Here is a 24,091-nt window from a genome sequence, read left to right on the forward strand (position 1 = left end):
ACGGCCGGACCGCCAGCGGTCCCGGCACGACCGTTCCACCCGCACCTCCCAGCTCAGCCCGCAGTCGTCTCGACGCCGACCCAGCACAGGGAGCACCCACATGAAGAAGCGGACGATCCCGTCCATCCTGCTCGCCACAGCCCTCGCGCTGTCCGCGTGCGGCGGTGGCGGCTCCGGGGACGCCAACCCCGGCACCCAGGCCGCCGCGGGCGAGCCGCAGCAGGGTGGTGAGCTGACCGTCCTGGAGGACGCCGCGTTCGCCGGCAGCTGGCCGACCGGCCTGGACCCCGCCTCCAACACCACCGGTGGCGCCAACATCGCGATGATGCAGGCGATCTACGGGGGGCTGTTCCTGCTGCGTGCCGACGACGACGGCTCCAACGCCCGCATCGAGGGCCACCAGGCCGAGAGCTCCGAGCTGTCCGAGGACGGGCTCACGCTGACCGTGAAGCTCCGCGAGGGCATCGAGTTCAGCGACGGCACGCCGCTGGACGCCGAGGCGGTCAAGTTCAACTGGGAGCGCGCGCTGGCCGCGCCCTGCAGCTGCAAGCCGGCGTGGCAGCTGGCCGAGGACCCGATCCGGGTCGTCGACCCGCTCACCGTCTCGATCACCTTCACCTCGCCCAACGGCGCGGTCATGTCCGGCTTCCCCGCCAGCAACGTCAACTGGATCGCCTCCCCGACGGCGCTGCAGCAGATGGGGGAGGACGCCTTCAAGATCAAGCCCGTCGGCGCCGGCCCGTTCGTGGTCGTGGACAACCAGCTGAGCACGACGCTGGAGCTGGAACGGAACCCGCACTACTTCAAGGAGGGCCTGCCCTACCTGGACGAGCTCACCTTCCAGTCGATCGGCGGTGACCAGCCCGCCTACCAGGCGCTGCAGGCCGGCCAGGCCCAGGCCTACGAGGGCATGAACACCACCCCGCTGGTGGAGCAGGCGCGCAACAACGGCCAGATGCAGGTGACCATCCAGGCGGCGACCTCGCCCTACGTCATCCAGCTCAACACCAAGGCCGCGCCGTTCGACGACCCGCGGGCCCGCGAGGCGATCTACCGGGCGACGGACTTCGACGCGATCAACGAGGGGATCTTCGGCGGCAACTACGAGGTCAGCCAGGGCTTCACCGCCCCGGGCGGCAAGTTCTACGAGCGTGAGGTGACCGGCTACCCGGAGTACGACCTGGAGCGGGCCAAGGAGCTCGTCGAGGAGCTCGGCGGCCTGACCGTGAACCTGGGGACGATCAGCAACTACGTCGCCACGCAGATCAACACCGCCCTGCAGACCCAGTGGCAGGAGGCGGGCATCGAGGTCACGATCGAGGACTTCCAGCTCTCGGGCCTGGTGGAGTCGTTCAACTCCGGCCAGTGGCAGGCGATGCTGCAGACCGCCGGCGCCTGGGACCCCGCCGCCGGTGTCGGCGTCGGCTTCCGGTTCACCTCCACGTCGCCGTTCAGCGGCATCGCGGACCCGGAGCTCGACGCGCTGCTGGCCGACGCGGCCGGCACGCTGGACGAGGACGAGCGGGCCGACCTGTACCGGCAGGCCGCCGAGCACCTCGCGGAGAACTTCTACTCTCCGTTCGGTCTGGCCTTCGCGCCGGCCAACCTCGCCGTGCAGGGCGTGCACGGTCCGGGGCTGACCACCGAGATCCCGCCGCTGCTGGTCAACACCGGCGTCATCTGGGACGAGGTCTGGCGCGAGCAGGGCTGACCCGCGTCCCACCCCGCGGGCCCCGGGCGACCGGGGCCCGCGGGCCCACCCGTCCCGGCGGGGACGGCTCCGGCCGTCCCCGCCGGGCCGTTCCGGGCCCCACGCCCGCGGAGGAGGCACCGTGCGCCTGCGCTCGGCCGTGAACCTCGCCGACGTCCGGGAGGCCGCCCGCAGGCGCCTGCCGCGCCCGGTCTTCGACATGATCGACGGCGGTGCCGACGACGAGCTGACCCTCGCCCGCAACGAGGCCGCCTTCCGGGAGATCCGCCTGCGGCCGCGGGTGCTGGCCGACGTGTCCGCCGTCGACCCGGCCGTCGAGCTGTTCGGCCGGCGGGTGTCCCTGCCGGTGCTGCTGGCTCCCACCGGCGGCGGCCGGATCGCGCACCGCCGGGCAGAGCTGGCGGTCGCCGCCGCCGCGGCGGCCCAGGACACCGTCTACGTGCAGAGCACCGTCACCGGCTACCCGCTGGAGGAGGTGTCGCGGGCCGGGGGAGGAGGGCTGTGGTACCAGCTGTACCTGCCGTCCACGCGGGAGGAGACCCGGACGGCGCTGGACCGGGTCGCCGCCGCCGGCTACCGCGTGCTGGTCCTCACCGTGGACACGCCCGTCTTCGGCGGCCGCGAGCGCGACCGCCGCAACGGCTTCGGCCTGCCGGTCCGCCCCACCCCGGGCATGCTCCTGCACGGCGCCTCCCGGCCCGCCTGGGCGGTGGAGTTCCTGCGCGGCAACCTGCCCACGCGGCGGGACGGCCGGCTGTCGGCCTGGGCGACGCAGCGCCAGATCCTCGCCTCACCGCGGCCGGTCACCTGGGCCGACCTCGCGTTCGTCCGCGGGCTGTGGGACGGGCCGCTGGTGGTCAAGGGCGTGCTGCGGTCGGAGGAGGTGCCGCGGCTGCTGGACTCCGGCGCCGACGGCGTCGTCGTCTCCAACCACGGCGGGCGGCAGCTGGACGGGGTGCAGGCGACGGTCGAGGCGCTGCCCGCGGTCGTCGACGCCGTCGCCGGCCGGGTCCCCGTCCTCCTCGACGGCGGCGTCCGGCGCGGCACCGATGTGCTCAAGGCCCTCGCCCTCGGGGCCACCGCGGTGCTGGTCGGCCGGCCCTACCTCTACGGGCTGGCCGCGGGTGGGCAGGCCGGTGTGGAGCACGTGCTGGAGCTGCTCCGGGCGGAGCTGCTGCGTGCGATGGCGCTCACCGGCAGCCGGACACCGGGCGACGTCGACCGCGGGCTGCTGCTCCTGCCGGGCGGCTGACGAGGTCGTCCCGACCCGTCCACCGCACGGCGGAAGGGCCGTGGTGACCCCGAGCGCGCCGGACCTAGCGTGACCGGCAGCACACGAGTGGAGCGGGGCCCCAGCGCGGCCCCGCCCGGGTCCGGCGGCCGGACGGCGCGGCGATCCCCGGCTCGGCACGAGGAAAGAGGACGAATTGGGTGACATGGTGCGCGCCGCGGTCCAGGTGGGCCCGCGCAAGATCGAGATCCAGGAGTTCCCCCGGCCGCAGGTCGGCCCGGACGACGGCCTGCTCCGCCTGGAGGCCAACGGTCTGTGCGGCAGCGACGTGGAGTTCTACAAGGGCCACGCCCGCCCGGACAGCCCGGCGTTCGTTCCCGGCCACGAGCCGATGGGCATCGTCGAGGAGGTCGGGGAGAACGCCGCCAAGCGCTGGGGCGTGCAGCCGGGGGACCGGGTCGCCCTCGAGGTGGTCATCCCCTGCCGCAACTGCTTCGACTGCCTGACCGGCAACTACCAGGCCTGCCGCAACCGCGTCGGCGGCCACGGCGTCACCCCGATCGACGTGGCGCCCTCGCTGTGGGGCGGGTTCGCCGAGTACATGTACCTGGCCCCGGGGTCCGTCGTCCACAAGATCGACAACACCCTGCCGGTCGAGGTCGCGGCCATGTACAACTCGATGGGGGCCGGCGTCCGGTGGGCGCTGCACTACGGGCAGGTACAGCTCGGCGACACCGTGCTCGTGCTCGGTTCCGGCCTGCGGGGCATCGCCGCGGTCATCGCCGCCAAGGCCGCCGGTGCCGGCACGGTCGTCGTCACCGGGCTGGAGGCCGACGCGCACAAGCTGGACCTGGCCCGCGAGTTCGGCGCCGACCACGCCCTGGTCGTCGACGGCGACGCCGCCGAGGACGTCGTCGAGCGGGTGCAGGACCTGACCGGCGGCCGCGGCGTCGACGTCAGCCTCGAGCTCACCCCGATGGCCGCGGGCCCCGTCACCGACGCGCTGCTGGCCACCAAGCACGGCGGCCGGGTCGTACTCGCCGGCATCAAGGGCAACCGGGAGATCCCGCTGCGCACGGACCTGATCATCAACCGGGCGCTGACCGTCCAGGGCGCGTTCGGCGTGGATGCCAAGGCCATGGCCGAGGCGATCGCGCTCATCGAGTCCCGCCGCTTCCCGCTGGAGCGGCTGCACACCCACTCCTTCGGCCTGGACGACACCGCGCACGCCATCGAGGTCCTCGCCGGCGAGGTGCCCGGCGAGTCCGCCGTCCACGTCTCCGTCCACCCGAACCTCTGACCGGAGGACCGCATGCTCATCGACACCCACGCCCACCTGCTGCCGTACGACTACCCGGCCGATGCCCCCGAGTGCTTCCCCCGCATGGAGCCGGTGGACGGCGAGACCGCGCGCACGCTGCTGTTCGGCCAGATGCAGTTCAAGGCCAAGGACGTCTTCTTCGACGCCGAGCGCCGCATCGAGGCCATGGACGCCAACGGCGTCGACGTCGAGGTGCTCAGCCCGATGCCGCCACTGCTGCGCTACGACCTGCCGCTGGACGACGCGTTCTCCCTGGCCCGCCACGTCAACGAGTTCAGCGCCACGCTGGTGCAGGCCGACCCGACCCGGCTGATCGCCCTCGGCATGGTGCCGATGCAGGACCCGGACGCCGCGACCGCCGAGCTCCCCGCCATCAAGGAGCAGGGCCTCAAGGGCGTCGAGATCGCCTCGAACGTCCTGGGCTCCTCGATCGGCCACGAGAAGTTCCTGCCGTTCTTCGCCGAGGTGGAACGACTCGGCCTGTCGGTCTTCGTGCACGCCATGCCCTCGCCGACCGAGCGGCTGCCGATGTCGGCCATGGGCACCTACGTCGTGGGCGTCGAGGGCGCCTTCGCGGCCGCCTCGATGGTCGCCGGCGGAACCGCGGCCAAGTGCCCCGACCTGCGGATCTCCTTCAGCCACGCGGCCGGCGGCTACCCGCTGATGATCCCGCGCCACCAGTACTTCTGGGGCGGCTCGTGGAACGAGGAGCCGAAGAACCCCGAACGCGCCGTCATGCCCGACGACGGCCCCTCGCCGCTGGAGTACGCGCGGCGCTTCTACTACGACTCGCTGGTCTTCGACCGCCGGGCGCTGACCTACCTCATCGACCTGCTCGGCTCCGACCGGCTGCTGGTCGGCTCGGACTTCCCGGCCATGCCGCGGGAGGAGCCGGCCGGCCGGACGCTGAAGTCGATGGGCCTGGCCGACGACGTCCTCGAGGACATCCTCTGGAACAACGCCTGGCGCTGGCTGGGCATGGCGCCCACGCGCTGAGTCCCGGGGGCGCCGGGACGCCGTCCGGAGTCCCGGCGCCCCCGCGTGGTCACGGCCGGCGGCGGACCGCCGGCTGGGCCGACGGGGCGCCCAGCGCGCGGGAGATGCCGCGGGCGGTGGCGTTGAGCACCGGCACCAGAGCCTGGGCCTGCGTCGCGCCTGCGGCCACCGTCACGCCGAGGGAGGCCACCACCTCGTCACCGGCACCCCGGACGGGGACCGCGACGGCGAGGGCGGGCGCGTCGGCGGTCAGGTGGTTCTCCGCGGCGGCCACGCCGGTGCGGCGCACCTCGGCGAGGGTCCGGCGCAGCGCCGCCGGGTCGGTGATGGTGTACGGCGTGAAGGCCTTCAGCGGACCGCTGAGGACCTCCTCCTGCACCTGGGGGTCGGCGAAGGCCAGCAGCACCTGGCCGGTCCCGGTCGCGTGCAGCGGCCAGCGCCCGCCGATCCGGCTCATCAACCGCACGGCGCCCCGGGCGCGCAGCGCCTCGACGTAGACGACGTCGGACCCGTCCCGCACCCCGAGGACGACGTTGGCCCGCGTGGCCTGGTGCAGGTCGTCGACGTAGGGGACGGCGACCTCGCGCAGCTGCAACCCCTGGGGCGCCAGCGCACCCAGCTCGAGCAACCGCAGGCCGATGCCGTAGCGGCCGTCGGCGCCGCGCTCGAGGGCCCCCCACGCCCTGAGCTCGCCGACCAGGCGGTGCGTCGTGGTGAGCGACAGCCCCGAGCGGCGGCTGATCTCGCTGAGGGTGAGTGAGGCGTGGGCCGGACCGAACGCGTCCAGCACCGCCAGCACCCGGCTGGCGGCCGTCGCCGAGCCGCCGGCGTGCCCGGCCAGCCGGGTCGCTCCCGAGCGGTCGCTGCCCGGAGCCGGGCGGAGCTGTCTGGTCATGGGCTCAAGCTTCGCTTCCGGGCGTCCCCTGTCACGCACCGGCCCCCCGTGCCCCACTGTGTTCACGGTCACCGCCGAGGAGCAGACGCCGGGCGCTCCGGCCCCGGGCTGCACGGCGGCCCGGGGCCGGTCCAGCGGACCGGTCGGTCCGCCCTCCGGCCCCCGAAGTTGTCTTCCGCGGGGTGAAAGCGGCGGGGCCCGCAGGCAGGTCGCTCGCGGAATCTGGTCCAGCCCCCAGTGACCCCCATCACTGGCTGTGCCCATGTCCCTGACGGCACGAGCGAAGTCCTCTTCCGTCAGCCCACACCGTTCCGCCCGACGTCACCCAGGCCCCAAGGGGAGCACCTACATGAAGCAACGGACGATCCTGTCCCTCCTCACCGCCGCTGCGCTGGCGTTGTCAGCCTGCGGCGGTGGTGGTGACAGCGGAGGGTCCGCCTCCGGCGGCACCGGGGGACCGGTGGGCGAGCCACAGCAGGGCGGCGAGCTGACCGTCCTGGAGGACGCCGCGTTCGCGGGCAGCTGGCCGGCCGGCCTCGACCCCGCCACGAACACCACCGGTGGTTCCAACATCGCCATGAACCAGGCGATCTTCGGTGGCCTGTTCCTGCTGCGTGCCGACGACGACGGCTCCAACGCCCGCGTCGAGGGCCACCAGGCCGAGAGCTACGAGATGTCCGAGGACGGGACGAGCTTCACGATCAAGCTCCGCGACGGCATCGAGTTCAGCGACGGCACGCCGCTGGACGCCGAGGCGGTCCGGGCCAACTGGGAGCGGGCGCTGGCGAACGCGTGCACCTGCAAGCCGAACTGGCCGCTGGCCGAGAACGGCATCCAGGTCGTCGACCCGCTCACCATCTCGCTCACCTTCACCCGGCCGTTCCCGGCCATCCTGGCGTCGTTCCCGACGAGCAACGTCAACTGGATCGCCTCCCCGACGGCGCTGCAGCAGATGGGCGAGGACGCCTTCAAGATCAAGCCCGTCGGCGCCGGCCCCTTCACGGTGGTCGACAACCAGCTGAGCTCGGTCCTGGAGCTGGAGAAGAACCCGAACTACTTCAAGGAGGGCCTGCCCTACCTGGACGAGCTCACCTTCCAGTCGATCGGTGGCGACCAGCCGGCCTACCAGGCGCTGCAGGCCGGCCAGGCCCAGGCCTACGAGGGCCTCAACACCACCCCGCTGCTCGAGCAGGCCCAGGCGAACGGCCAGATGCAGGTGACCATCCAGCCGGCCACCTCGCCCTACGTCGTCCAGCTCAACACCGAGATCGCCCCGTTCAACGACCCGCGGGCGCGTGAGGCGATCTACCGGGCGACGGACTTCGACGCCATCAACGAGGGCATCTTCGGCGGCAACTACGAGGTCAGCCAGGGCTTCACCGCCCCGGGCGGCAAGTTCTACCACGCCGAGGTCGAGGGCTACCCCGAGTACGACCTGGACCGCGCCAAGGAGCTCGTCCAGGAGCTGGGCGGCCTCACGGTCAACCTCGGCACGATCAGCAACTACGTCGCGACGCAGATCAACACCGCGCTGCAGACGCAGTGGCAGGAGGCCGGCATCGACGTGACCATCGAGGACTCGCAGCTGTCCGGCGTGATCCAGAAGTTCACCGGTGGTCAGTGGCAGGCGATGCTGCAGACCGCGGGTGCCTGGGACCCTGCCGCCGGTGTCGGCGTCGGCTTCCGGTTCAACTCCGGCGTCCCGTACAGCGGCGTCAACGACCCGGCGCTGGACCAGCTGCTGGCCGACGCCTCCTCGACGGTGGACGAGGCCCAGCGGGACGACCTGTACCAGCAGGCCGCCGAGCTGATCGCGCAGAACTTCTACGCGCCGTTCGGTCTGGCCTTCGCGCCGGCCAACCTCGCGGCCGCCGGCGTCCACGGCCCGGGTCTCACCACCAAGATCCCGCCGCTGCTGGTCAACACCGGCGTCATCTGGGACGAGGTCTGGCGGGAGCAGTGACAGCCACGGCCACCCCGCGGGTCCCGGTCAGCCGGGACCCGCGGGTCTCCCCCCTCTCCCGGCTGACCGCCTCGCCGGTGCTGCGGCTGGTCGTCAAGCGTCTGCTGATGGCCATCCCGATCATGCTGGGCGTCACGGTGCTGACGTTCTGGGTGCTGAGCCTCATCCCCGGCAACGCCGCCCAGCAGCTGCTGGGCCCGGAGGCCACGCCCGAGGACATCGCGCTGCTCGAGCAGCAGCTCGGACTGGACAAGCCGGGAGTCGTCCGCTACTTCGACTGGCTGCAGGGCGCCGTCACCGGTGACCTCGGGAACTCCCTGGTGAGCCGGCAGCCGGTGAGCGAGATCCTCTCGGCCCGCCTGCCGGTCACCGCCGAGCTGGTGTTCCTCGCCTTCGTCGTCTCCCTCGTGCTGGCCGTGCCGGTGGCCCTGCTCGCCGCCCACAAGCCGGGCGGGGTGATGGACCGGATCAGCATGATGATCAGCACCCTCGGGTTGTCGGTCGCCAACTACGTGCTGGCGCTGCTGCTGGTCCTGGTGTTCGCCGTCTCGCTGGGCTGGCTCCCGGCGATCGGCTACACCCCGCTGGAGGACGGCCTCTGGGCCAACCTCCGGGGGATGATCCTGCCGTCGGCGGCGATCGGCTTCCCGCTGTTCTGCTATTACACCCGGTTCCTGCGCGGGGACCTGGTCGACCAGATGCAGCAGGAGGAGTACGTCACCACCGCCCGCGCCAAGGGCGTCGGCTCCTGGGCGGTGCTGATCAAGCACGCGTTCCGGAACTCGTCGTTCGGCCTGATCACGATCGTCGGCCTGAACCTGGGCGCGCTGATCGGCGGCACGGTGATCATCGAGCAGATCTTCGCCCTGCCCGGCATCGGCCAGATGCTGCTGCAGGCCATCAACACCCGTGACTTCGTGGTGGTGCAGGCGGCGGTCGTCATCTTCGCCCTGGTCGCCGTCGTCGCGAACCTGGTCGTCGACCTCCTGTACGCCGTCCTAGACCCGAGGATCCGTTATGGCAGTCGTTGAGCCTGCCCCGTCGTTCTCCCTGAGCCCGGAGGTCGACGAGGCCGAGGCCCGGGCCGGTGGACGCGGCCGACGCTGGCGCAGCCAGCTCGGCACGTGGATCCCCGCCGGCATGATCGCGTTCGTCCTCGTCGCCTGCTTCCTGGGCCCGACCCTGCTGTCGCTGCCCAGCCCGGTCGGCGGGAGCGTGCTGGAGAGCAACCAGCCGGCGTTCTCGCCGGGGCACGTCCTGGGCACCGACCCGAACGGCAACGACATCCTGTCGCGGCTGCTCCACGGCGGTCAGTCCTCGCTGTGGATCGCCCTCGCGGTGAACCTGCTCGGCCTGGTGGTCGGCGGCACGCTGGGCGCGCTGTCCGGCTACGTCGGCGGCTGGGTCGACACGGCGATCATGCGCGTCCTCGACGTGCTGATCGCGTTCCCGTCGCTGGTGCTCACCCTCGCAGTGGCGCAGGCGCTGGGCCCGAGCATGACGAACACGATCTTCGCCCTGGCGTTCTTCAGCATCCCGGCGTTCGCCCGCCTGGCCCGCTCCGCGGTGCTGCGACTGCGCGAGATGCCGTTCATGGCGGCCGCCCAGCTGGCCGGGACGTCACCGTCGCGGATGCTGTTCAAGCACCTGGCGCCCAACATCGCCCCACAGCTGATCACCTTCGGGATGCTCGGGATGGGCATCGTGATCATCATCGAGGGCGCGCTGAGCTTCCTCGGTCTCGGCATCCCCGACCCGGCTCCCAGCTGGGGGAACATGGTCGCCACGGGCCAACTGAGCCTGTCGGCGACGCCGATGCTGGTGGTCTGGCCCAGCCTGGCCCTGCTGGTCACCGTCCTCGCCTTCAACCTGCTCGGCGAGAACCTGCGTGCACGTTGGAGTGGTCGATGAGCAGCAAGCGCACGGCGGCCTTCCCCGCGGAGGACGCCACCGTGTCCGAGGGCGTCATCGTCCCCGAGACGGCCGGCCGGCACCGCCCGGCCACGGCGGCGTCGCCGGGGGAGCCGCTGCTGGTGGTCGAGGACCTCCGGGTGCAGTTCACCCGCGGCGGACGGAAGATCAACGCCGTCAACGGGCTGTCCTACGAGCTGGCCCCCGGCTCCATGCTGGCCATCATCGGCGAGTCCGGATCCGGGAAGAGTGTCAGCTCCCGGGCCCTGATGGGCCTGCTGCCTCCGACTGCCAAGATCTCCGGCTCGGTGCGGTTCGACGGCCGGGACCTGCTGGGCCTGTCCGAGCGGGAGATGCAGTCCCTGCGCGGTGGCGACATCGCCATGGTGTTCCAGGACCCGGCCCGCTCGCTGAACCCCACCATGAAGATCGGTGCCCAGATCACCGAGGCGGTCCGCCTGCACAGCGACCTCGACAAGAAGGGCGCCCAGGCCCGCGCCGTCGAGCTGCTGAAGCTGGTCCGGCTGCCCGCCGCCGAGCGGCGCTTCCACGAGTACCCGCACCAGCTGTCCGGCGGTATGCGCCAGCGCGTCATGATCGCGATCGCGCTGGCCGGTGAGCCGCGGCTGCTGATCGCCGACGAGGCGACCACGGCCCTCGACGTCACGACGCAGGCGCAGATCATGGAGCTGCTGGTCGAGCTGCAGCAGCGGCTCGGCATGGCGGTCATCATGATCAGCCACGACCTCGGGCTGGCGGCCAGCTACGCCCAGGACGTCGTCGTCATGTACGCCGGCCGGGCGGTGGAGTACGCCCCGACGAAGGTGCTGTTCGCCAACGTCCGGATGCCCTACACCCACGCCCTGCTGGGGGCCATCCCCGCACTGGACCGGGAGCCGCACTCGCTGTTCGAGGTCACCCCCGGCCAGCCGCCGGACCTCTCGGCGCTGCCGAAGGGCTGCCCCTTCCGGCCGCGGTGCTCCAACGCCACCGACCAGTGCCTGGAGATGCCGCCCTTCACCGAGCACGACCCCGAGCACTGGTTCGCCTGCTGGCACCCGGTCGGTTCGGGGACCGGCAAGCACACCGCGAACGGAGAACAGCGATGACCGCGGTCGAGGAGCGCACGGCGGGGGACCGGTCGGGCGCGCGCACCCCGCTGCTGAGGGCCCGCAACCTGGTGCAGGAGTTCCCCGTGCAGGCCGCGGGCGGCGTCAAGGGCGGCGTGGTGCACGCGGTGTCGGACGTGTCGTTCGACATCTACCGCGGCGAGACACTCGGCGTGGTGGGGGAGACCGGCTCCGGCAAGTCCACCCTCGCCCGCTCGGTGATCCAGCTGCCCCGCCCCAAGTCCGGGGTGGTGGAGTTCCAGGGCACGGACCTCATGAAGGCCGGCCGGAAGGAGCTCAAGGAGTCCCGCCGGCAGATGCAGATGGTGTACCAGGACCCGTTCGGCTCGCTGAACCCGCGCTGGCGGGTGAGCGAGCTGGTCGAGGAGCCCCTGGTCGGGCACGGCCAGGGCAACGCCTCGAGCCGCAAGCGGCGGGTCGAGGAGCTGCTCGACCTCGTCGGGCTGGACCCCTCCCAATACGCCAAGCGGCGGCCGTTCGAGCTCTCCGGCGGCCAGTGCCAGCGCGTGGCCATCGCGCGGGCCGTGGCGCTGGAGCCCGCCCTGATCGTGGCGGACGAGGCGGTGTCCTCCCTGGACGTCCTCATCCAGGCGCAGGTGCTGAACCTCTTCGAGAAGCTCCGCCGCGAGCTGAACCTCTCGTACCTGTTCATCGCCCACGACCTGGCGATGGTCAAGCAGGTCAGCGACCGGGTGGCGGTCATGTACCTGGGCCAGCTGGCCGAGATCGGGCCCGCCGAGGGCATGTACCGGCAGCCGCTGCACCCGTACACGTCGGCGCTGCTGGACTCCATCCCGCGGGTGGACCCGGTCACCGGTGCCGCGCACCGGCCGGTCGCCCTGCCGGGCGAGCCGCCGTCGCCCATCGACCCGCCCAGCGGCTGCCGCTTCCGCACCCGCTGCCCCCGGGCGCAGCTGAAGTGCGCCGAGGAGGCGCCGCAGCTGGTGGAGCGGCTGCCCGGCCACCAGGTCGCCTGCCACTTCCCGCTGGACGTCGTCGAGGCCGACCTGCCCCCGAAGCCGGCGGGCGCCACGCTGGCGCCCCCGCCGGTGCCGGCCCAGCCGACCGCGCCGGCCCAGCCGGCTCCGCAGCAGACCCTGTGACGAACGAGGAGGGGCACGTGTTCGACAGCATCGTCGACCCCACGGTGGGCGCTCCCGGTGACGACCGGGGGCGCACGAGCCTGGCCACCCGGCCGGCGCGACTGTCCGGGCTGCGGCTCGGGCTCCTGGTGAACACCAAGCGCAACGCCGCCGACTTCCTGGAGGAGCTGTCGGCGCTGCTCGAGTCCGAGTACGGCGTGACCACCGTCCTCACCCGGACCAAGCCGAGCATCGTGCACCCGGCCCCGCCGGAGATGCTCGAGGAGTTCCGCGGCGAGACCGACGTCGTCGTCGTGGGCGTGGGGGACTGCGGGTCCTGCAGCGCCTCCGCCGTCGCCGATGGACTGCAGCTGGAGGCCGCCGGCATCCCCGCCGCGGTCATCTGCAGCGACGCCTTCCGCGTCAGCGCCGACGCGATGGCCGACCTGCAGGGGACGCCGGGGTACGAGTACGTCACCACGGCCCACCCGGTGGCGAGCCTGTCCCGCGAGGGGGTCCGCGAGCGCGCCGTCCAGGCACTGCCCCAGATCGTCGGCATGCTGACCCGCTCGTCCGCGGCGGTGGCCTCGTGACCGAGCTCGCGAGGTCACGCATGGGCACAGCACCACGGGGCGCAGCGCCGACGAGCGCCGGCGAGGAGGCACTGTGACCACGCTGGAGGACCCGGTCCGGACGGCGAAGGAGGCCATCCGGTACTGCTACGAGCAGGGCTGGACCGACGGTCTGCCGGTCGTCCCGGCCACCGTGGACGACGTCGAGGCCTTCCTCGCCACCACCGACCGCGACCCCGACGAGGTCATCGGCGCGCAGGAGCACCTCAACCGCCGGGTCACCGTCCGCCAGGCGGCGGTCAACGCGATCATGGCCGGGTGCGAGCCCGAGTACTTCCCGGTCGTGCTGGCCGCCTGGGACGCGCTCAACGGGGAGCCGTCCACCAACGGCGGTGCCTGGCAGTCCACCAGCGGCCCGGCGCCGCTGCTCGTGGTCAACGGTCCAGTCCGCCAGCGGCTGGGCATCAACTGCGCGGGCGGGGTGTTCGGTCCCGGCTTCCGCGCCAACGCCACCATCGCGCGGGCCATCGGGCTCATCGTGCGCAACGGCTACGGCATCAAGCCGCAGGAGCTGGAGCAGGCCACCCAGGGCGTGCCCGGCCGGTGGCAGCTGCTCATCGGCGAGAACGAGGAGCTCTCCCCGTGGGAGCCGCTCAGCGTCGTCGGCGGGCTCGAACCGGGCGTCGACGCGGTGTCGGCGATGCTCATCCGGTGCTGCGAGTACGTCGACAACCGGCACACCGAGAGCGCCGAGGCGGTCCTCCAGGACTTCGCGGACTCCCTGGCCCGCATCGGCGCCTACCTGGGCCTCCGGCACTCCACCGGTGGGCTGGTGCTCGGTCCTGAGCACGCGGCGCTCCTCGCCGACGCCGGGTACGGCCGGGCCGACGTCCAGCAGTGGCTCTTCGAGCACGCCACGCGCAGCCACGCCGAGCTCGCCGCGGCGGGCAAGGCCGGCGGCCCCGGCGGGCCGGCCGAGACCGACGAGGCGTTCCCGATGCTGCCCTCGCCCGCGGAGATCCCGGTGATCGTCGCCGGCGCGGCCAACGCCGCGATCTCCATGGTGTTCCGTCCGTTCGGCTGGGCCACCTGGTCCGGTCGATCGGTGCCCGTCCGCTGGTCGGCCCAGTCCCGGCCGACCACCCTCCAGGAGGTGTCCCCGTGACCATCGACCAGGCGCAGCTGGACCAGCTGAAGCAGACCCTGCAGGCCGACGACTACCGGCTCGACGTCGACGTGCAGGGCGACCAGGCCGACGTCGCCATCGTGGCCGGTCCCGACGCGTGCGAGGAGTGCCTCGTGCCCAAGCCCCTCATGCAGTCGATGCTCGCCCCGGTCCTGGGGGTCCAGCCGGAGAGCATCCGGCTGACCTACCCGGCCGACAAGGGCTGAGCGACCAGCTCCACCCGGTAGCCGCGGCGGGACCCGACCTCCGCCGCGGAGGACCACCCGCGGACCCGTGGGAGCGGCGCCTGCCGCCCACGGGTCCGCGGCATGCCCAGGACCCAGGACCTGCTGCAGATGCGTCTGCAGCCCGCACGAAACGGAGCACGGACGTGGAGATCTCCCTGGAGGGGAAGGTCGCGCTGGTCACCGGCGTCGGCCCCAACATCGGCAGCGGCATCGCGCTGGCGCTGTCCCGGTACGGCGCCAAGGTGGCGTGCAACGACGTCAACGACGACGTCATCAAGGCCGCGATCGCGCGGATCGAGCGCAACGGCGGCGAGGCGATGGCCGCACCGGGCGACGTCACCGACGAAACCGCCGTGCAGGCCTACGTCGACGCCGTCCTCGAGCAGTGGGGCCGCATCGACATCCTGGTCAACAACGCGGCGATGCTCGGGGGCAAGGGGCTGCTGGACGAGAGCGCCGAGACCTTCGAGCGCTCGATCAAGGTGTCCGGCCTCGGCTACTTCCTCAACACCAAGATCGTCGGCCGGGCGATGGCCGAGCGTGGCATCCGCGGCTCGATCGTGTGCATCTCGTCGTCCAACGGGTGGAACGGCTCGGCCGGCGTCATCGCCTACGCGTTCAACAAGGGCGGCGTGAACAACTTCGTCCGGGCCGCGGCGATGGACCTGGCGCCCTACGGCATCCGGGTCAACAGCTACACCCCGACCGCCCCCACCATCGACAACCCCGAGCTGCTCGCGGAGCTGGCGGCGCAGGGCCGCCCGGCGGACATGCTCAACGCCGGGCGCAAGGGCGGCGGACTGGGCGGGGGCACCGGCGACGAGCCGTGGCGCCGCCCGGCCCGCTGGAGCGGTGAGCGGCCGCCGCTGGTCCCGATGGGCAGCACGGGGACGCCGACCGACATCGGCCACGCGGTCGCCTGGCTGTGCTCGGACTACGCGCGGCTGATCACCGGCACCGACCTCGTCGTCGACGGTGGCGCCCGGGCGAAGAACTTCGCCTACTTCCCGGCGGACCCCGACGACCTCGCCGGGCCGGTCCCGCTCGTCCCGCTGGACGAGACCCCCGCCCCCTGATCGATCCATGAGCCGGTAGGGGCAGAAATGGCCATCTCTGCCCCTACCGGCTCATGCCGGCGAGGGCGGCCCGCACCCGTGCGACGACGGCGTCGAGGTCGCGGAGGTCGGTCGCGCTGAGCCGGATCACTCGCCATCCGGCCGCCTCCAGGCGCCGGAGGCGTGCGTCGTCGGCTCGGATCTGGTTCTCGACGAAGTGGTGGGCACCGTCGTACTCGACGGCAAGCCGCGCCTCCGGGAACGCCAGGTCGACCCGTGCCACGAAGCTGCCCGCAGACCGGACCTCGTACTGGGGGACGGGAGCCAGGCCGTCCGAGACCAGCGCGACCCGGACCCGTGACCCAGGAGCCGACTCGGCTCGTGGATCGACCAGTGGGACGGCCTCACGGACGCGGGTCACGCCCCACCGGCCGCTCCCCAGGCCGGCCATCGACGTCAGTGCCTCCCGCGTCAGCGACCCGGCCCGCACCATGGCGTCGAGGGCGGCCACTGCCGTCCCGCGCGGCTCGATCGAGGCGAGGTCCCACGCCGTCCTGAGGGACGAGGTGACCGGGACGCCGTCGCGCTGTTCCACATCACCGGCTGCGAGCGTTGTGCGGTGGACCCGGACCCCGCGTGGGCCCTTCCACTCCACGTCGGGCGGCCGGACGACGGTGACCGGGTCGTGCGGCGCCGCGAAGGGCGCGCCGTGCCAGGCGGCGGCGGAGTGTCCTCCTATGGCCGTGCCGGGCGGGAGCACCAGGGCCACGCCCGTGCAACGGAGGCGGTGGTCGAACTCGAGTGCGGGATCTGCGTAGACGCCCTGGACCAGGCGGCGGTAGCTGCGCTCACGGAGTTGCCTGGGCGTGATGAACCCGTCAGCGATGGCCTGGCTGCCGACGAAGACGCCGGTGAGGTGGGAGCGGTGCACCGCGGCAGGGTGCCGTAGCAGGGGCCCGTCGCGCTGACGTCGTCCACAGGTCACCACCTCGAGGGGCAGAAGTGGCCATTTCTGCCCCTCGAGGGCTCAGCGCAGGTCGGTGAGGCGGGGGGAGGGGAGCCGCTTCTCCGCCGCGTAGACGGTGTGCCCGGTGAGGAACGGGATCGCCGCGGCGCGGGCCTCGTCGATCGGCTCGTCGGGGAACGCGGCCAGCGTGGTGTCGAAGCGCTCCTGCACCCCGGCGCGGAACTCCGGGTGCGTGAGGATGAACAGGTCGTTGCGCCGGACGCCGTTCAGCACCCGCTCACCGGCCTCGACGTAGCTCATGTACGGCTGGGTCTTGGCCCGCTCGAGGAACTCCGCGGGCGGTGGGGTGTAGCCGCTCTCGCCGTACTGGGCGGGCCGGTTGGCGACCGCGCCGGCGATGTTGCTGTGCACCGGGCCGGGGCAGTAGGCCGAGACGCCGATGCCGTCGGCGGCCAGCTCGATCGCCAGGGCCTCCGACAGCGCCACGACCGCGGCCTTCGTCATGGAGTACAGCCCCGCCACGATCGGCATGAGCGCGGCCATCGACGCGGTGTTGACGATGTGGCCGCCCTGCCCGTGCGCGCGGATGCGCGGCACGAACGCGGCGATGCCGTTGCCGACGCCCTTGATGTTGACGTCGATCAGCCAGTCCCAGTCGGCCGGCGTGGCCTCCATGACCGGGCCGGTCAGACCGATGCCGGCGTTGTTGACCAGCACGTCGACGCGGCCGTGGCGGCGCTCGGTCTCCTCCGCGGCGCGCTCGACGGCGTCCCGGTCGGTGACGTCGAGGAGGACCGAGTCCACCTCCAGGCCGGCGTCGGCGAACTCCGCCCGCGTCTCGTCGATGTGCTCCTGACGGCGGCCGCTGATGACGACCGTCATCCCCGCGCGGGCGAACGCCAGGCCGATCCCGCGCCCGATGCCACTGGACCCGCCGGTGATGAACGCGACCTTGCCTTCGACGTCCTGCATGGAGCTCTCCTCGCTCGCGAAGATGGGTCGGGCCCGCACCGCTGGACGGCGGTGCGGGCCCGTGGCCGGGGGTCGGCCGTGTGGTCCTCGGCCGGCTCAGCCGGCCAGGTGCTCGGTGTAGGGGGCGGTGGTGCGGGCGCGGACGTCCTCCGGGGTGACGCCGGGGGCGCACTCCACGAGCCGCAGCTGCCCGTCGACGACGTGGAAGACGGCCAGGTCGGTGTAGACCCGGGTGACCACGCCCTTGCCGGTCAGCGGCATCGTGCACTCGGGCACGATCTTGGGCTGCCCCTTGCGGTCGACGTGCTCCATGGCGACCCAGACCTGCGGCGTGCCGGCGACGAGGTCCATCGCGCCGCCCACGGCCGGGTTCTTGCCCGGCACGTACCAGTTGGCGAGGTCGCCGGAGGCCGACACCTGCAGCGCGCCCAGGATCGTGCAGTCCAGGTGACCGCCGCGGATGATCGCGAAGGACATCGCGGAGTCGGTGATGGCCGCGCCGCTGATCAGCGTGATCGGCTGCTTGCCGGCGTCGGTGAGGTCGGGGTCGGCCTCCTCCGGCGAGGCCTCCGCGCCGATGCCGAGGACGCCGTTCTCCGCGTGGAGCACGACCTCCTTGTCGGCGGGCAGGAAGCGGGGGACCAGCAGCGGGATGCCGACGCCGAGGTTGACGACGTAGCCGTCCTGCAGGTCCTCGGCGAGACGCTCCGCGATGCCCTCGCGGGTGCGGCCCACGACCGGGGCCGGGGCGGGGATGGTGCCGGTCATCAGGAGGCCTTCCTCGTCGTCGCGGCGGTGTCCTCGGTGGCGGGCGCCTTGCCGGTGGTCATGACCACGTCGTCCACGAAGACGCCGGGCAGGTGGATGTCGTCGGGGTGCAGCTCGTCCACCTCGACCAGCTGCTCGATCTCGGCGAGCGTGTGCTTCCCGGACATACCCGCCATCGGGTTGAAGTTCCGCGCCGACAGGCGGAACCGCAGGTTGCCCTTCCGGTCGGCCTTGTGGGCCTTGACGAACCCGAAGTCCGCGACGATGCCCTCCTCGAGCACGTACTCGCGGCCGTTGATGAGGCGCGTCTCCTTGGCCGGCACGTGCTCGGCCACGCCGCCGTCGGGGGAGTAGCGCAGCGTGAAGGAGCCGTCGGACAGCATCGTGCCCGCGCCGGACGGCGTGAAGAAGGCGGGGATGCCGGAGCCGCCCGCGCGCAGCCGCTCGGCCAGCGTGCCCTGGGGGATCAGCTCGAGCTCCACCCTGCCGGCGAAGTACTCGTCGTAGAACTCCTGCAGGATCGGGAAGGACGCCGTCACGCGGCGCAGCCGGCCCTCGTGCAGCAGCCGTCCCACGCCGGTGAAGTCGTGGCCCACGTTGTTGACGATGACGTGCAGGTCGCGGCGGTCGAGCTCGCACAGCGCGTCGAGCAGCCCGTCCGGCCGGCCCGAGCTGCCGAAGCCGCCGACGGCGATGGAGGCACCCGAGGGCACGGCGTCCACCACGGACAGGATGTCCTCGCGGAACTTGTCGATCACTGGGGGTCCTTCACGGGGGAGGGGTCCTTCCACGGGTGAGCTCGCTCGTGGACCGCGCCGCGGCCACACGGGGGCGCCGGGTGGCGCAGACGTCCCGGACCGACCGGGCCTGTGCGGCCGACGTCGGTCGAGCACGAGGAGTCCAGCAGCCGCGCGCGGCGGGCAGTACCGCATCTTCCACGTCCCGGAAAGGAGACGGGGCGCACAGCTGACGCGGCGATCCCCGTGGCGGTCCGCCACCGCGCGGTCTTCCGTGCTGGGGAAGGAGTGTGGTCCGTGCCACCCCGGCGGACGGATGGTGGACCCCGGCCGGGGAGTGCGCCCGTGCAGCTCGCGACGGTCGGATCAGACCTCGTCGCCGTCCTGCCGGGCACCCCGTTGCGGCCGACGTCCAGTACTGGGAAGGAGCCCCATATGAGCATGACCACGCGCGCCGCGGTCTGCCGCGAGCCGGGTCGGCCGTGGGAGATCACCGAGCTCGAGCTCGATGAGCCGAAGGCCAACGAGGTCCGCATCAAGTTCATGGCGGCCGGGATGTGCCACTCCGACGACCACATCCAGAAGGGCGACGCGCAGATGCGTTTCCCCGTGGTCGGCGGCCACGAGGGCGCCGGCATCGTCGACGCCGTCGGTGAGGGCGTCACCCGCGTGAAGGTCGGCGACCACGTCGTCTGCTCCTTCATCCCCGCCTGCGGCAAGTGCCGCTACTGCTCCACCGGTCGGCAGAACCTCTGCGACGAGGGCAAGAACGCCTCCACCGGCGAGTTCCCCGACGGCACCTTCCGCTTCCACCAGGACGGCGAGGACTTCGGCGGGCTGTGCGTGCTGGGCACCTTCTCTCAGCACGCTGTGGTGAGCGAGTACTCGGTCATCCAGATCCCCGATGACATCCCGTTCGAGATCGCGGCGCTCGTGGGCTGCGGCGTGCCGACCGGCTGGGGCAGCGCGGTCCACCTCGCCGGCGTCAAGGCCGGTGACACCGTGGTCATCTACGGCGCCGGTGGCGTGGGCAGCAACGCGGTCCAGGGCGCGGCCCTGGCCGGCGCCGAGCGCGTGGTCGTCGTCGACCCGGTGGAGTTCAAGCGGGAGATGGCGACCGTCTTCGGCGCCACGCACACCTTCGCCTCGGCCAAGGAGGCCCACGACTTCGTCGTCGAGTCGACCTGGGGGGAGCTGGCCGACCACGCCATCATCACCGTCGGCAGCCTGCACGACCAGGTGATCGCCGACGCGCTGCAGGTGGTGGGCAAGACCGGGCAGGTCACCATCACCGCCGTCGGCAACGGCTGGGTGGACGAGCACCCGGGCATGTTCATCGGGTACCAGCGGCGCGTCCAGGGCGGCATCTTCGGCGGCTGCAACCCGCTGCACGACGTCCCGCGGCTGATCAGCCTGTACCGCTCCGGGAAGCTCAAGCTCGACGAGCTGGTCACGCGGACCTACAAGCTCGACGAGGTCAACCAGGGCTACCAGGACATGCTCGACGGCAAGAACATCCGCGGCGTCATCATCCACGAGCACTGAGGACCACGAACATGACGATTGCCCCTCCCGCGCCCTCGGCGGGTGCCTCCCTGATCATCGACAACGCCCAGCTCATCGGTGGTGACTGGGTCCCCGCGGCCGGCGGCGAGACCATCGACGTCATCAACCCGGCCACCGGCGAGGTCCTCGGCCGGGTGCCCCGCGGCACCGCCGCCGACGTCGACGCCGCCGTCCGGGCCGCCGAGGCCGCGTTCCCGGCCTGGCGCGACACCAACGCCACCGCCCGCGCCGCGCTGCTGTTCCGCTGGGCCGCGCTGATCGACGAGAACATCGCCGAGCTCGACGCCCTGGAGTCCCAGGAGGTCGGCCGCCCGCACTGGGGCCCGCCGCCGATGGCCGGCCAGCTGCGTTTCACCGCCGGCCAGGCCGACAAGGTGCAGGGCCTGTCCCTGCCCACCTACACCCCCGACGCCCTCGGCCTGACGCTCCGCGAGCCCTACGGCGTCGTCGGCGCGATCATCCCGTGGAACGCCCCCGGCCCGATGTTCGTCACCGACGTCGGCCCGGCGATCGCCGCCGGCAACACCATCGTGATCAAGCCGGCCGAGGACGCCCCCCTGACCGGGCTGGCGCTGGCCAGGCTGGCGCTCGAGGCGGGCATCCCGCCGGGTGTCGTCAACGTCGTGACCGGCTACGGCCACGAGGCCGGCGCCGCGATCCCGGCCCACCCGCGGATCCGGCGGATCAGCTTCACCGGCTCGCCGCAGACCGGTGAGCTGATCATGGCCGCCTGCGCCACGAACCTCACCCCGCTGCACCTGGAGCTGGGCGGCAAGTCGCCGCAGGTCATCCTGGCCGACGCCGACCTCGACGCCGCCATCCCGGCGATCGCCCGGGGCATCACCCTCAACACCGGCCAGATCTGCGCGGCCGGCTCGCGGGTCGTGGTCGCCCGGTCCATCCACTCCGAGGTCGTGCAGCGCCTGGCGCAGCACATGTCCGAGGTCGAGGTCGGCCCCTGGCACGAGCAGGTCACCATGGGGCCGCTCATCAACGCCAAGCAGCACGAGCGGGTGCTCGAGTACATGCAGCTGGGCCAGGAGGAGGGCGCCGACCTCGTCCTCGGCGGCGGTCGCCCGTCCGGGGAGAAGTTCGAGCGCGGCTTCTTCGTCGAGCCGACCCTCTTCGACAACGTGGACCCGCAGATGCGCATCCACCAGGAGGAGATCTTCGGCCCGGTCCTCGGCGTCACCCCCGTGGACGACGACGAGCAGGCTCTCGAGGTGGCCAACGGCACCGACTACGGCCTGGTCGCGTCCGTGTGGACCCGCGACGTCGGCAAGGCCGTCAAGTTCGCCCGCGGGCTGCAGGCGGGCCAGGTCGCGGTCAACGCCGCCCTGGGTGCCGGCGTCATCGGCGGCCCCTTCGGCGGCTACAAGCGCAGCGGCTTCGGCCGCTCCATGGGCGCCGACGCGGTGCTCGACTACACGCAGGTCAAGACCGTGTCCCTCCGTGGCACCGGGAACTGAGAGGGATCGCATGAGCAGCATCACGACGCGCGCGGCCATCGCCCGGGCGCCGCACCAGGGCTGGGAGCTGGTCGACCTCCAGCTCGACGACCCCAAGGAGCACGAGGTCCGGGTCAAGTTCGCCGCCTCGGGCCTGTGCCACTCCGACGACCACATCACCCAGGGTGACGCGCCGGTGCGCATGCCCGTGGTGGGTGGCCACGAGGGTGCGGGGATCGTCGAGTCGGTCGGCCCGAACGTCACCCGGGTCAAGCCCGGCGACCGGATCGTGTGTTCCTACATCCCGGCCTGCGGGGCCTGCCGCCCCTGCTCCACCGGGCACCAGAACATGTGCGTGAAGGGCCTCAACGCCGGCACGGGCATGTTCCTCGACGGCACCTTCCGGTTCCACCTCGGCGACGAGGACCTCGGTGGCTTCTGCACCGTCGGGTCCTTCTCGCAGTACGCGGTGATCTCGGAGTGGGCGGCCATCCCGCTGGCCGACGACATCCCGTGGGAGGTCGCCTGCCTGGTCGGGTGCGGCGTCCCCACCGGCTGGGGTTCGGCGGTCAACGCCGCCGGCGTCCGCGCCGGTGACACCGTGGTCGTCTTCGGCTCGGGTGGGGTGGGCAGCAACGCCGTCCAGGGCGCCCGCTACGCCGGCGCGAAGAACGTCGTCGTCGTCGACCCGGTCGCGTTCAAGCGCGAGATGGCCACCTCGGTCTTCGGTGCGACGCACGCCTTCGCCACGGCGAAGGAGGCCCACGAGTTCGTCGTCGAGACCACCTGGGGCCAGCTGGCCGACCACGCGATCCTCACCCCCGGTGTGGTGACCGAGGAGATGGTGAACGCCGCCATCCAGATGACCGGCAAGGGCGGCAAGGTCACCATCACCGGCGTCGGCAAGCTGACCGAGAAGGCCGCGCACTTCCACGCCGGCGCGCTCATCGGCTACCAGCGGCAGGTCCGCGGCGCCCTGTTCGGCGACTGCAACCCGCTCTTCGACGTGCCGCGGCTCCTCCGCCTGTACCAGGACGGCCAGCTCAAGCTCGACGAGCTGGTGACGCGCACGTACAAGCTGGACGAGGTCAACGAGGCCTACCAGGACCTCGCTGACGGCAAGAACATCCGCGGCGTCATCCTCCACGAGGGCTGAACCCCGCGAACGGCAGAGGCCGCCGGCACCCGATGGGTGCCGGCGGCCTCTGCCGTGTGTGCGGTGCGGACGGGGTGCCGGCCGGGCCGGCACACCACTCAGCCGGAGGAGCGGGGGGTGCGGGAGGCCCGGATGGCGTTGCTGGCCTCGGGCTTGGCCGAGGGGGCGCCCAGGGCCCGGGAGATGCCGCGGGCGGTGGCCGCCAGGGCGGGGACCAGGGCGTGGCTCTGCACCGTCCCCCGCTGCACCGTGACGCCCAGGGCGGCGACGACCTCGTCCCGCTCGCCCCGGACCGGGACGGCGACGGCCAGTGCGTCGGGGGTCAGCTGGTTCTCCGCGATCGCCACGCCGGTGCGCCGCACCTCCGCCAGCACCCGCCGCAGCTCGGCGACGTTGGTGATGGTGTCCGGGGTGAACCGCTTGAGCGGGGCCTGCAGCAGCTCGTCCTGCACCTCCCGGTCGGCGAAGGCCAGCAGCACCTGCCCGGTGCCCGTGGCGTGCAGCGGCCAGCGCCCGCCCAGACGGCTGAGCACCTGGACCGCGCCGCGGGCCCGCAGCGCCTCCACGTACACGCCGTCGGAGCCGTCCCGGACGGCGAGGTGCACGTTGGCGCGGGTGGCCTGATGGAGGTCGTCGAGGTAGGGGAGGGCCAGCTCGCGCAGCTGCAGCCCGTGCGGGGCGAGGGCACCCAGCTCGAGCAGGCGCAGCCCGATGGCGTACCGCCCGTCGGGGGCGCGCTCGAGCCCGCCCCACTGCCGCAGCTCGCCCACCAGGCGGTGCGTCGTCGTCAGGGTGAGTCCGGAGCGCCGGCTGATCTCACTGAGGGTCAGGGAGGGGTGCGCCGGCCCGAAGGCGGCCAGGACGGCGAGCACCCGTCCGGCGGCCGTGGCGGCGCCGCCGGTGGGCAGCCGGGCGGGCCGGCTCTCGGTGGCGGTCGCCGGCAACGGTCTGGTGGCTCCCATGCACGCCCTTTCGTTTCACACGACATCTGGTTGGCAACTGCACCGAGGTGGGCCGCGTCACTGTGCGGCGCGGCGGCGGCAGTGTCAAGCACGTCCACCTCTCCGCGGCGTCCGCCCCGGGCTTCCACCCGGGGGAAGAGCCGTCGCTGTCCGAGTGTGGCCCCGCCCACCATTGTCGGGCAAGGACGGCGTGAGCCCGGGTCCCGCCCCCCGCGCGGGGAGCCGGCCGTCGCGG

22 protein-coding genes are annotated in these 24,091 nt (G+C 72.6%); 16 read left to right on the forward strand and 6 right to left on the reverse strand.

The genetic code is table 11. The annotated features are described in order from the left end of the window. Nucleotides 1-100 precede the first annotated feature (100 nt). The 4 genes from CRP39_RS04405 (at nt 101) to CRP39_RS04420 (ending at nt 5,259) form a co-directional block, all read left to right on the forward strand. Nucleotides 101-1,711, forward strand: coding sequence for an ABC transporter substrate-binding protein (locus CRP39_RS04405; RefSeq protein ID WP_097204657.1), 1,611 nt, complete (start codon nt 101-103; stop codon nt 1,709-1,711). Between the two features lie 121 nt (nt 1,712-1,832). Beyond that, nucleotides 1,833-2,963, forward strand: a complete 1,131-nt coding sequence (locus CRP39_RS04410) for an alpha-hydroxy acid oxidase (protein WP_097204659.1) — start codon at nt 1,833-1,835, stop codon at nt 2,961-2,963. Between the two features lie 184 nt (nt 2,964-3,147). Beyond that, a complete protein-coding gene (locus CRP39_RS04415) occupies nt 3,148-4,242 on the forward strand; it encodes a zinc-dependent alcohol dehydrogenase (RefSeq protein ID WP_245853557.1) in 1,095 nt (364 codons plus the stop codon). Between the two features lie 12 nt (nt 4,243-4,254). Then, the gene (locus CRP39_RS04420; protein ID WP_097204662.1) at nt 4,255-5,259 is read left to right on the forward strand and encodes an amidohydrolase family protein; all 1,005 of its coding nucleotides are present in this window, start codon (nt 4,255-4,257) and stop codon (nt 5,257-5,259) included. A gap of 49 nt (nt 5,260-5,308) precedes the next feature. Here the strand turns inward: CRP39_RS04420 and CRP39_RS04425 are convergent, their stop codons facing one another. Beyond that, nucleotides 5,309-6,154 carry an IclR family transcriptional regulator gene (locus CRP39_RS04425; protein ID WP_097204663.1) on the reverse strand — a complete coding sequence of 282 codons (846 nt, stop codon included), beginning with the start codon at nt 6,152-6,154 and terminating at the stop codon, nt 5,309-5,311. Nucleotides 6,155-6,503: 349 nt separating this feature from the next. On the opposite strand from CRP39_RS04425, the gene CRP39_RS04430 reads away from it, so the two are divergent. The 9 genes from CRP39_RS04430 (at nt 6,504) to CRP39_RS04470 (ending at nt 15,301) form a co-directional block, all read left to right on the forward strand. Further along, nucleotides 6,504-8,117 carry an ABC transporter substrate-binding protein gene (locus tag CRP39_RS04430; protein WP_097204665.1) on the forward strand — a complete coding sequence of 538 codons (1,614 nt, stop codon included), beginning with the start codon at nt 6,504-6,506 and terminating at the stop codon, nt 8,115-8,117. Further along, a complete protein-coding gene (locus CRP39_RS04435) occupies nt 8,114-9,148 on the forward strand; it encodes an ABC transporter permease (protein WP_097204667.1) in 1,035 nt (344 codons plus the stop codon). The genes CRP39_RS04430 and CRP39_RS04435 overlap by 4 nt, the downstream gene beginning before the upstream one ends. Beyond that, a complete protein-coding gene (locus tag CRP39_RS04440; RefSeq protein WP_097204669.1) occupies nt 9,135-10,028 on the forward strand; it encodes an ABC transporter permease in 894 nt (297 codons plus the stop codon). The genes CRP39_RS04435 and CRP39_RS04440 overlap by 14 nt, the downstream gene beginning before the upstream one ends. Next, nucleotides 10,025-11,137 carry an ABC transporter ATP-binding protein gene (locus CRP39_RS04445; protein WP_097204671.1) on the forward strand — a complete coding sequence of 371 codons (1,113 nt, stop codon included), beginning with the start codon at nt 10,025-10,027 and terminating at the stop codon, nt 11,135-11,137. The genes CRP39_RS04440 and CRP39_RS04445 overlap by 4 nt, the downstream gene beginning before the upstream one ends. Further along, the gene (locus tag CRP39_RS04450; protein ID WP_097204673.1) at nt 11,134-12,261 is read left to right on the forward strand and encodes an ABC transporter ATP-binding protein; all 1,128 of its coding nucleotides are present in this window, start codon (nt 11,134-11,136) and stop codon (nt 12,259-12,261) included. The genes CRP39_RS04445 and CRP39_RS04450 overlap by 4 nt, the downstream gene beginning before the upstream one ends. 17 nt (nt 12,262-12,278) lie before the next feature. Next, entirely contained in the window at nt 12,279-12,833 is a 555-nt protein-coding gene (locus CRP39_RS04455; protein ID WP_097204675.1) for a UGSC family (seleno)protein, read from the forward strand. Between the two features lie 73 nt (nt 12,834-12,906). Continuing rightward, nucleotides 12,907-13,977 carry a hypothetical protein gene (locus CRP39_RS04460; RefSeq protein WP_172442280.1) on the forward strand — a complete coding sequence of 357 codons (1,071 nt, stop codon included), beginning with the start codon at nt 12,907-12,909 and terminating at the stop codon, nt 13,975-13,977. Beyond that, nucleotides 13,974-14,204, forward strand: coding sequence for a hypothetical protein (locus CRP39_RS04465; protein WP_097204677.1), 231 nt, complete (start codon nt 13,974-13,976; stop codon nt 14,202-14,204). Before CRP39_RS04460 ends, CRP39_RS04465 begins: the two co-directional genes overlap by 4 nt. Nucleotides 14,205-14,368: 164 nt before the next feature. Then, on the forward strand, nt 14,369-15,301 hold the full coding sequence (locus tag CRP39_RS04470; protein ID WP_097204679.1) for an SDR family NAD(P)-dependent oxidoreductase: 933 nt from the start codon (nt 14,369-14,371) through the stop codon (nt 15,299-15,301). A gap of 43 nt (nt 15,302-15,344) precedes the next feature. Here CRP39_RS04470 and CRP39_RS04475 read toward each other — a convergent pair whose 3' ends face one another. From CRP39_RS04475 to CRP39_RS04490, 4 genes are all read right to left on the reverse strand, one after another. Further along, complete coding sequence (locus CRP39_RS04475) at nt 15,345-16,211, reverse strand: DUF559 domain-containing protein (protein WP_097204681.1); 867 nt, start codon at nt 16,209-16,211, stop codon at nt 15,345-15,347. A gap of 96 nt (nt 16,212-16,307) precedes the next feature. After that, nucleotides 16,308-17,219 (reverse strand): SDR family NAD(P)-dependent oxidoreductase, encoded by a 912-nt coding sequence (locus CRP39_RS04480; RefSeq protein ID WP_097204683.1) that lies wholly within the window; start codon nt 17,217-17,219, stop codon nt 16,308-16,310. Nucleotides 17,220-17,315: 96 nt separating this feature from the next. Beyond that, entirely contained in the window at nt 17,316-17,987 is a 672-nt protein-coding gene (locus tag CRP39_RS04485) for a 3-oxoacid CoA-transferase subunit B (protein WP_097204685.1), read from the reverse strand. Continuing rightward, entirely contained in the window at nt 17,987-18,745 is a 759-nt protein-coding gene (locus CRP39_RS04490; protein ID WP_097204687.1) for a CoA transferase subunit A, read from the reverse strand. The genes CRP39_RS04485 and CRP39_RS04490 overlap by 1 nt, the downstream gene beginning before the upstream one ends. A gap of 414 nt (nt 18,746-19,159) precedes the next feature. Between CRP39_RS04490 and CRP39_RS04495 the strand changes: the two genes are divergently transcribed. From CRP39_RS04495 to CRP39_RS04505, 3 genes are read left to right on the forward strand one after another with little or no spacing between them, the layout of a single operon-like run. Next, nucleotides 19,160-20,269 carry an NDMA-dependent alcohol dehydrogenase gene (locus tag CRP39_RS04495; protein ID WP_097204689.1) on the forward strand — a complete coding sequence of 370 codons (1,110 nt, stop codon included), beginning with the start codon at nt 19,160-19,162 and terminating at the stop codon, nt 20,267-20,269. Nucleotides 20,270-20,280: 11 nt separating this feature from the next. Beyond that, complete coding sequence (locus tag CRP39_RS04500; protein WP_097204691.1) at nt 20,281-21,759, forward strand: aldehyde dehydrogenase family protein; 1,479 nt, start codon at nt 20,281-20,283, stop codon at nt 21,757-21,759. A 10-nt stretch (nt 21,760-21,769) separates the two neighbouring features. After that, complete coding sequence (locus CRP39_RS04505; RefSeq protein WP_097204693.1) at nt 21,770-22,894, forward strand: NDMA-dependent alcohol dehydrogenase; 1,125 nt, start codon at nt 21,770-21,772, stop codon at nt 22,892-22,894. A 98-nt stretch (nt 22,895-22,992) separates the two neighbouring features. Here the strand turns inward: CRP39_RS04505 and CRP39_RS04510 are convergent, their stop codons facing one another. Further along, nucleotides 22,993-23,856 carry an IclR family transcriptional regulator gene (locus CRP39_RS04510; RefSeq protein WP_097204695.1) on the reverse strand — a complete coding sequence of 288 codons (864 nt, stop codon included), beginning with the start codon at nt 23,854-23,856 and terminating at the stop codon, nt 22,993-22,995. Nucleotides 23,857-24,091: the final 235 nt, after the last annotated feature.

This window comes from Geodermatophilus sabuli, assembly GCF_900215145.1.
GTDB classification, from domain to species: domain Bacteria; phylum Actinomycetota; class Actinomycetes; order Mycobacteriales; family Geodermatophilaceae; genus Geodermatophilus; species Geodermatophilus sabuli.

Coding starts and splice junctions, on each gene's coding strand:
- CRP39_RS04405 (WP_097204657.1), top strand. CDS start 101: ATGAAGAAGCGGACGATCCCGTCCATCCTGCTCGCCACAGCCCTCGCG.
- CRP39_RS04415 (WP_245853557.1), top strand. CDS start 3,148: ATGGTGCGCGCCGCGGTCCAGGTGGGCCCGCGCAAGATCGAGATCCAG.
- CRP39_RS04420 (WP_097204662.1), top strand. CDS start 4,255: ATGCTCATCGACACCCACGCCCACCTGCTGCCGTACGACTACCCGGCC.
- CRP39_RS04425 (WP_097204663.1), bottom strand. CDS start 6,154: ATGACCAGACAGCTCCGCCCGGCTCCGGGCAGCGACCGCTCGGGAGCG.
- CRP39_RS04430 (WP_097204665.1), top strand. CDS start 6,504: ATGAAGCAACGGACGATCCTGTCCCTCCTCACCGCCGCTGCGCTGGCG.
- CRP39_RS04440 (WP_097204669.1), top strand. CDS start 9,135: ATGGCAGTCGTTGAGCCTGCCCCGTCGTTCTCCCTGAGCCCGGAGGTC.
- CRP39_RS04445 (WP_097204671.1), top strand. CDS start 10,025: ATGAGCAGCAAGCGCACGGCGGCCTTCCCCGCGGAGGACGCCACCGTG.
- CRP39_RS04450 (WP_097204673.1), top strand. CDS start 11,134: ATGACCGCGGTCGAGGAGCGCACGGCGGGGGACCGGTCGGGCGCGCGC.
- CRP39_RS04480 (WP_097204683.1), bottom strand. CDS start 17,219: ATGCAGGACGTCGAAGGCAAGGTCGCGTTCATCACCGGCGGGTCCAGT.
- CRP39_RS04485 (WP_097204685.1), bottom strand. CDS start 17,987: ATGACCGGCACCATCCCCGCCCCGGCCCCGGTCGTGGGCCGCACCCGC.
- CRP39_RS04495 (WP_097204689.1), top strand. CDS start 19,160: ATGAGCATGACCACGCGCGCCGCGGTCTGCCGCGAGCCGGGTCGGCCG.
- CRP39_RS04500 (WP_097204691.1), top strand. CDS start 20,281: ATGACGATTGCCCCTCCCGCGCCCTCGGCGGGTGCCTCCCTGATCATC.
- CRP39_RS04505 (WP_097204693.1), top strand. CDS start 21,770: ATGAGCAGCATCACGACGCGCGCGGCCATCGCCCGGGCGCCGCACCAG.
- CRP39_RS04510 (WP_097204695.1), bottom strand. CDS start 23,856: ATGGGAGCCACCAGACCGTTGCCGGCGACCGCCACCGAGAGCCGGCCC.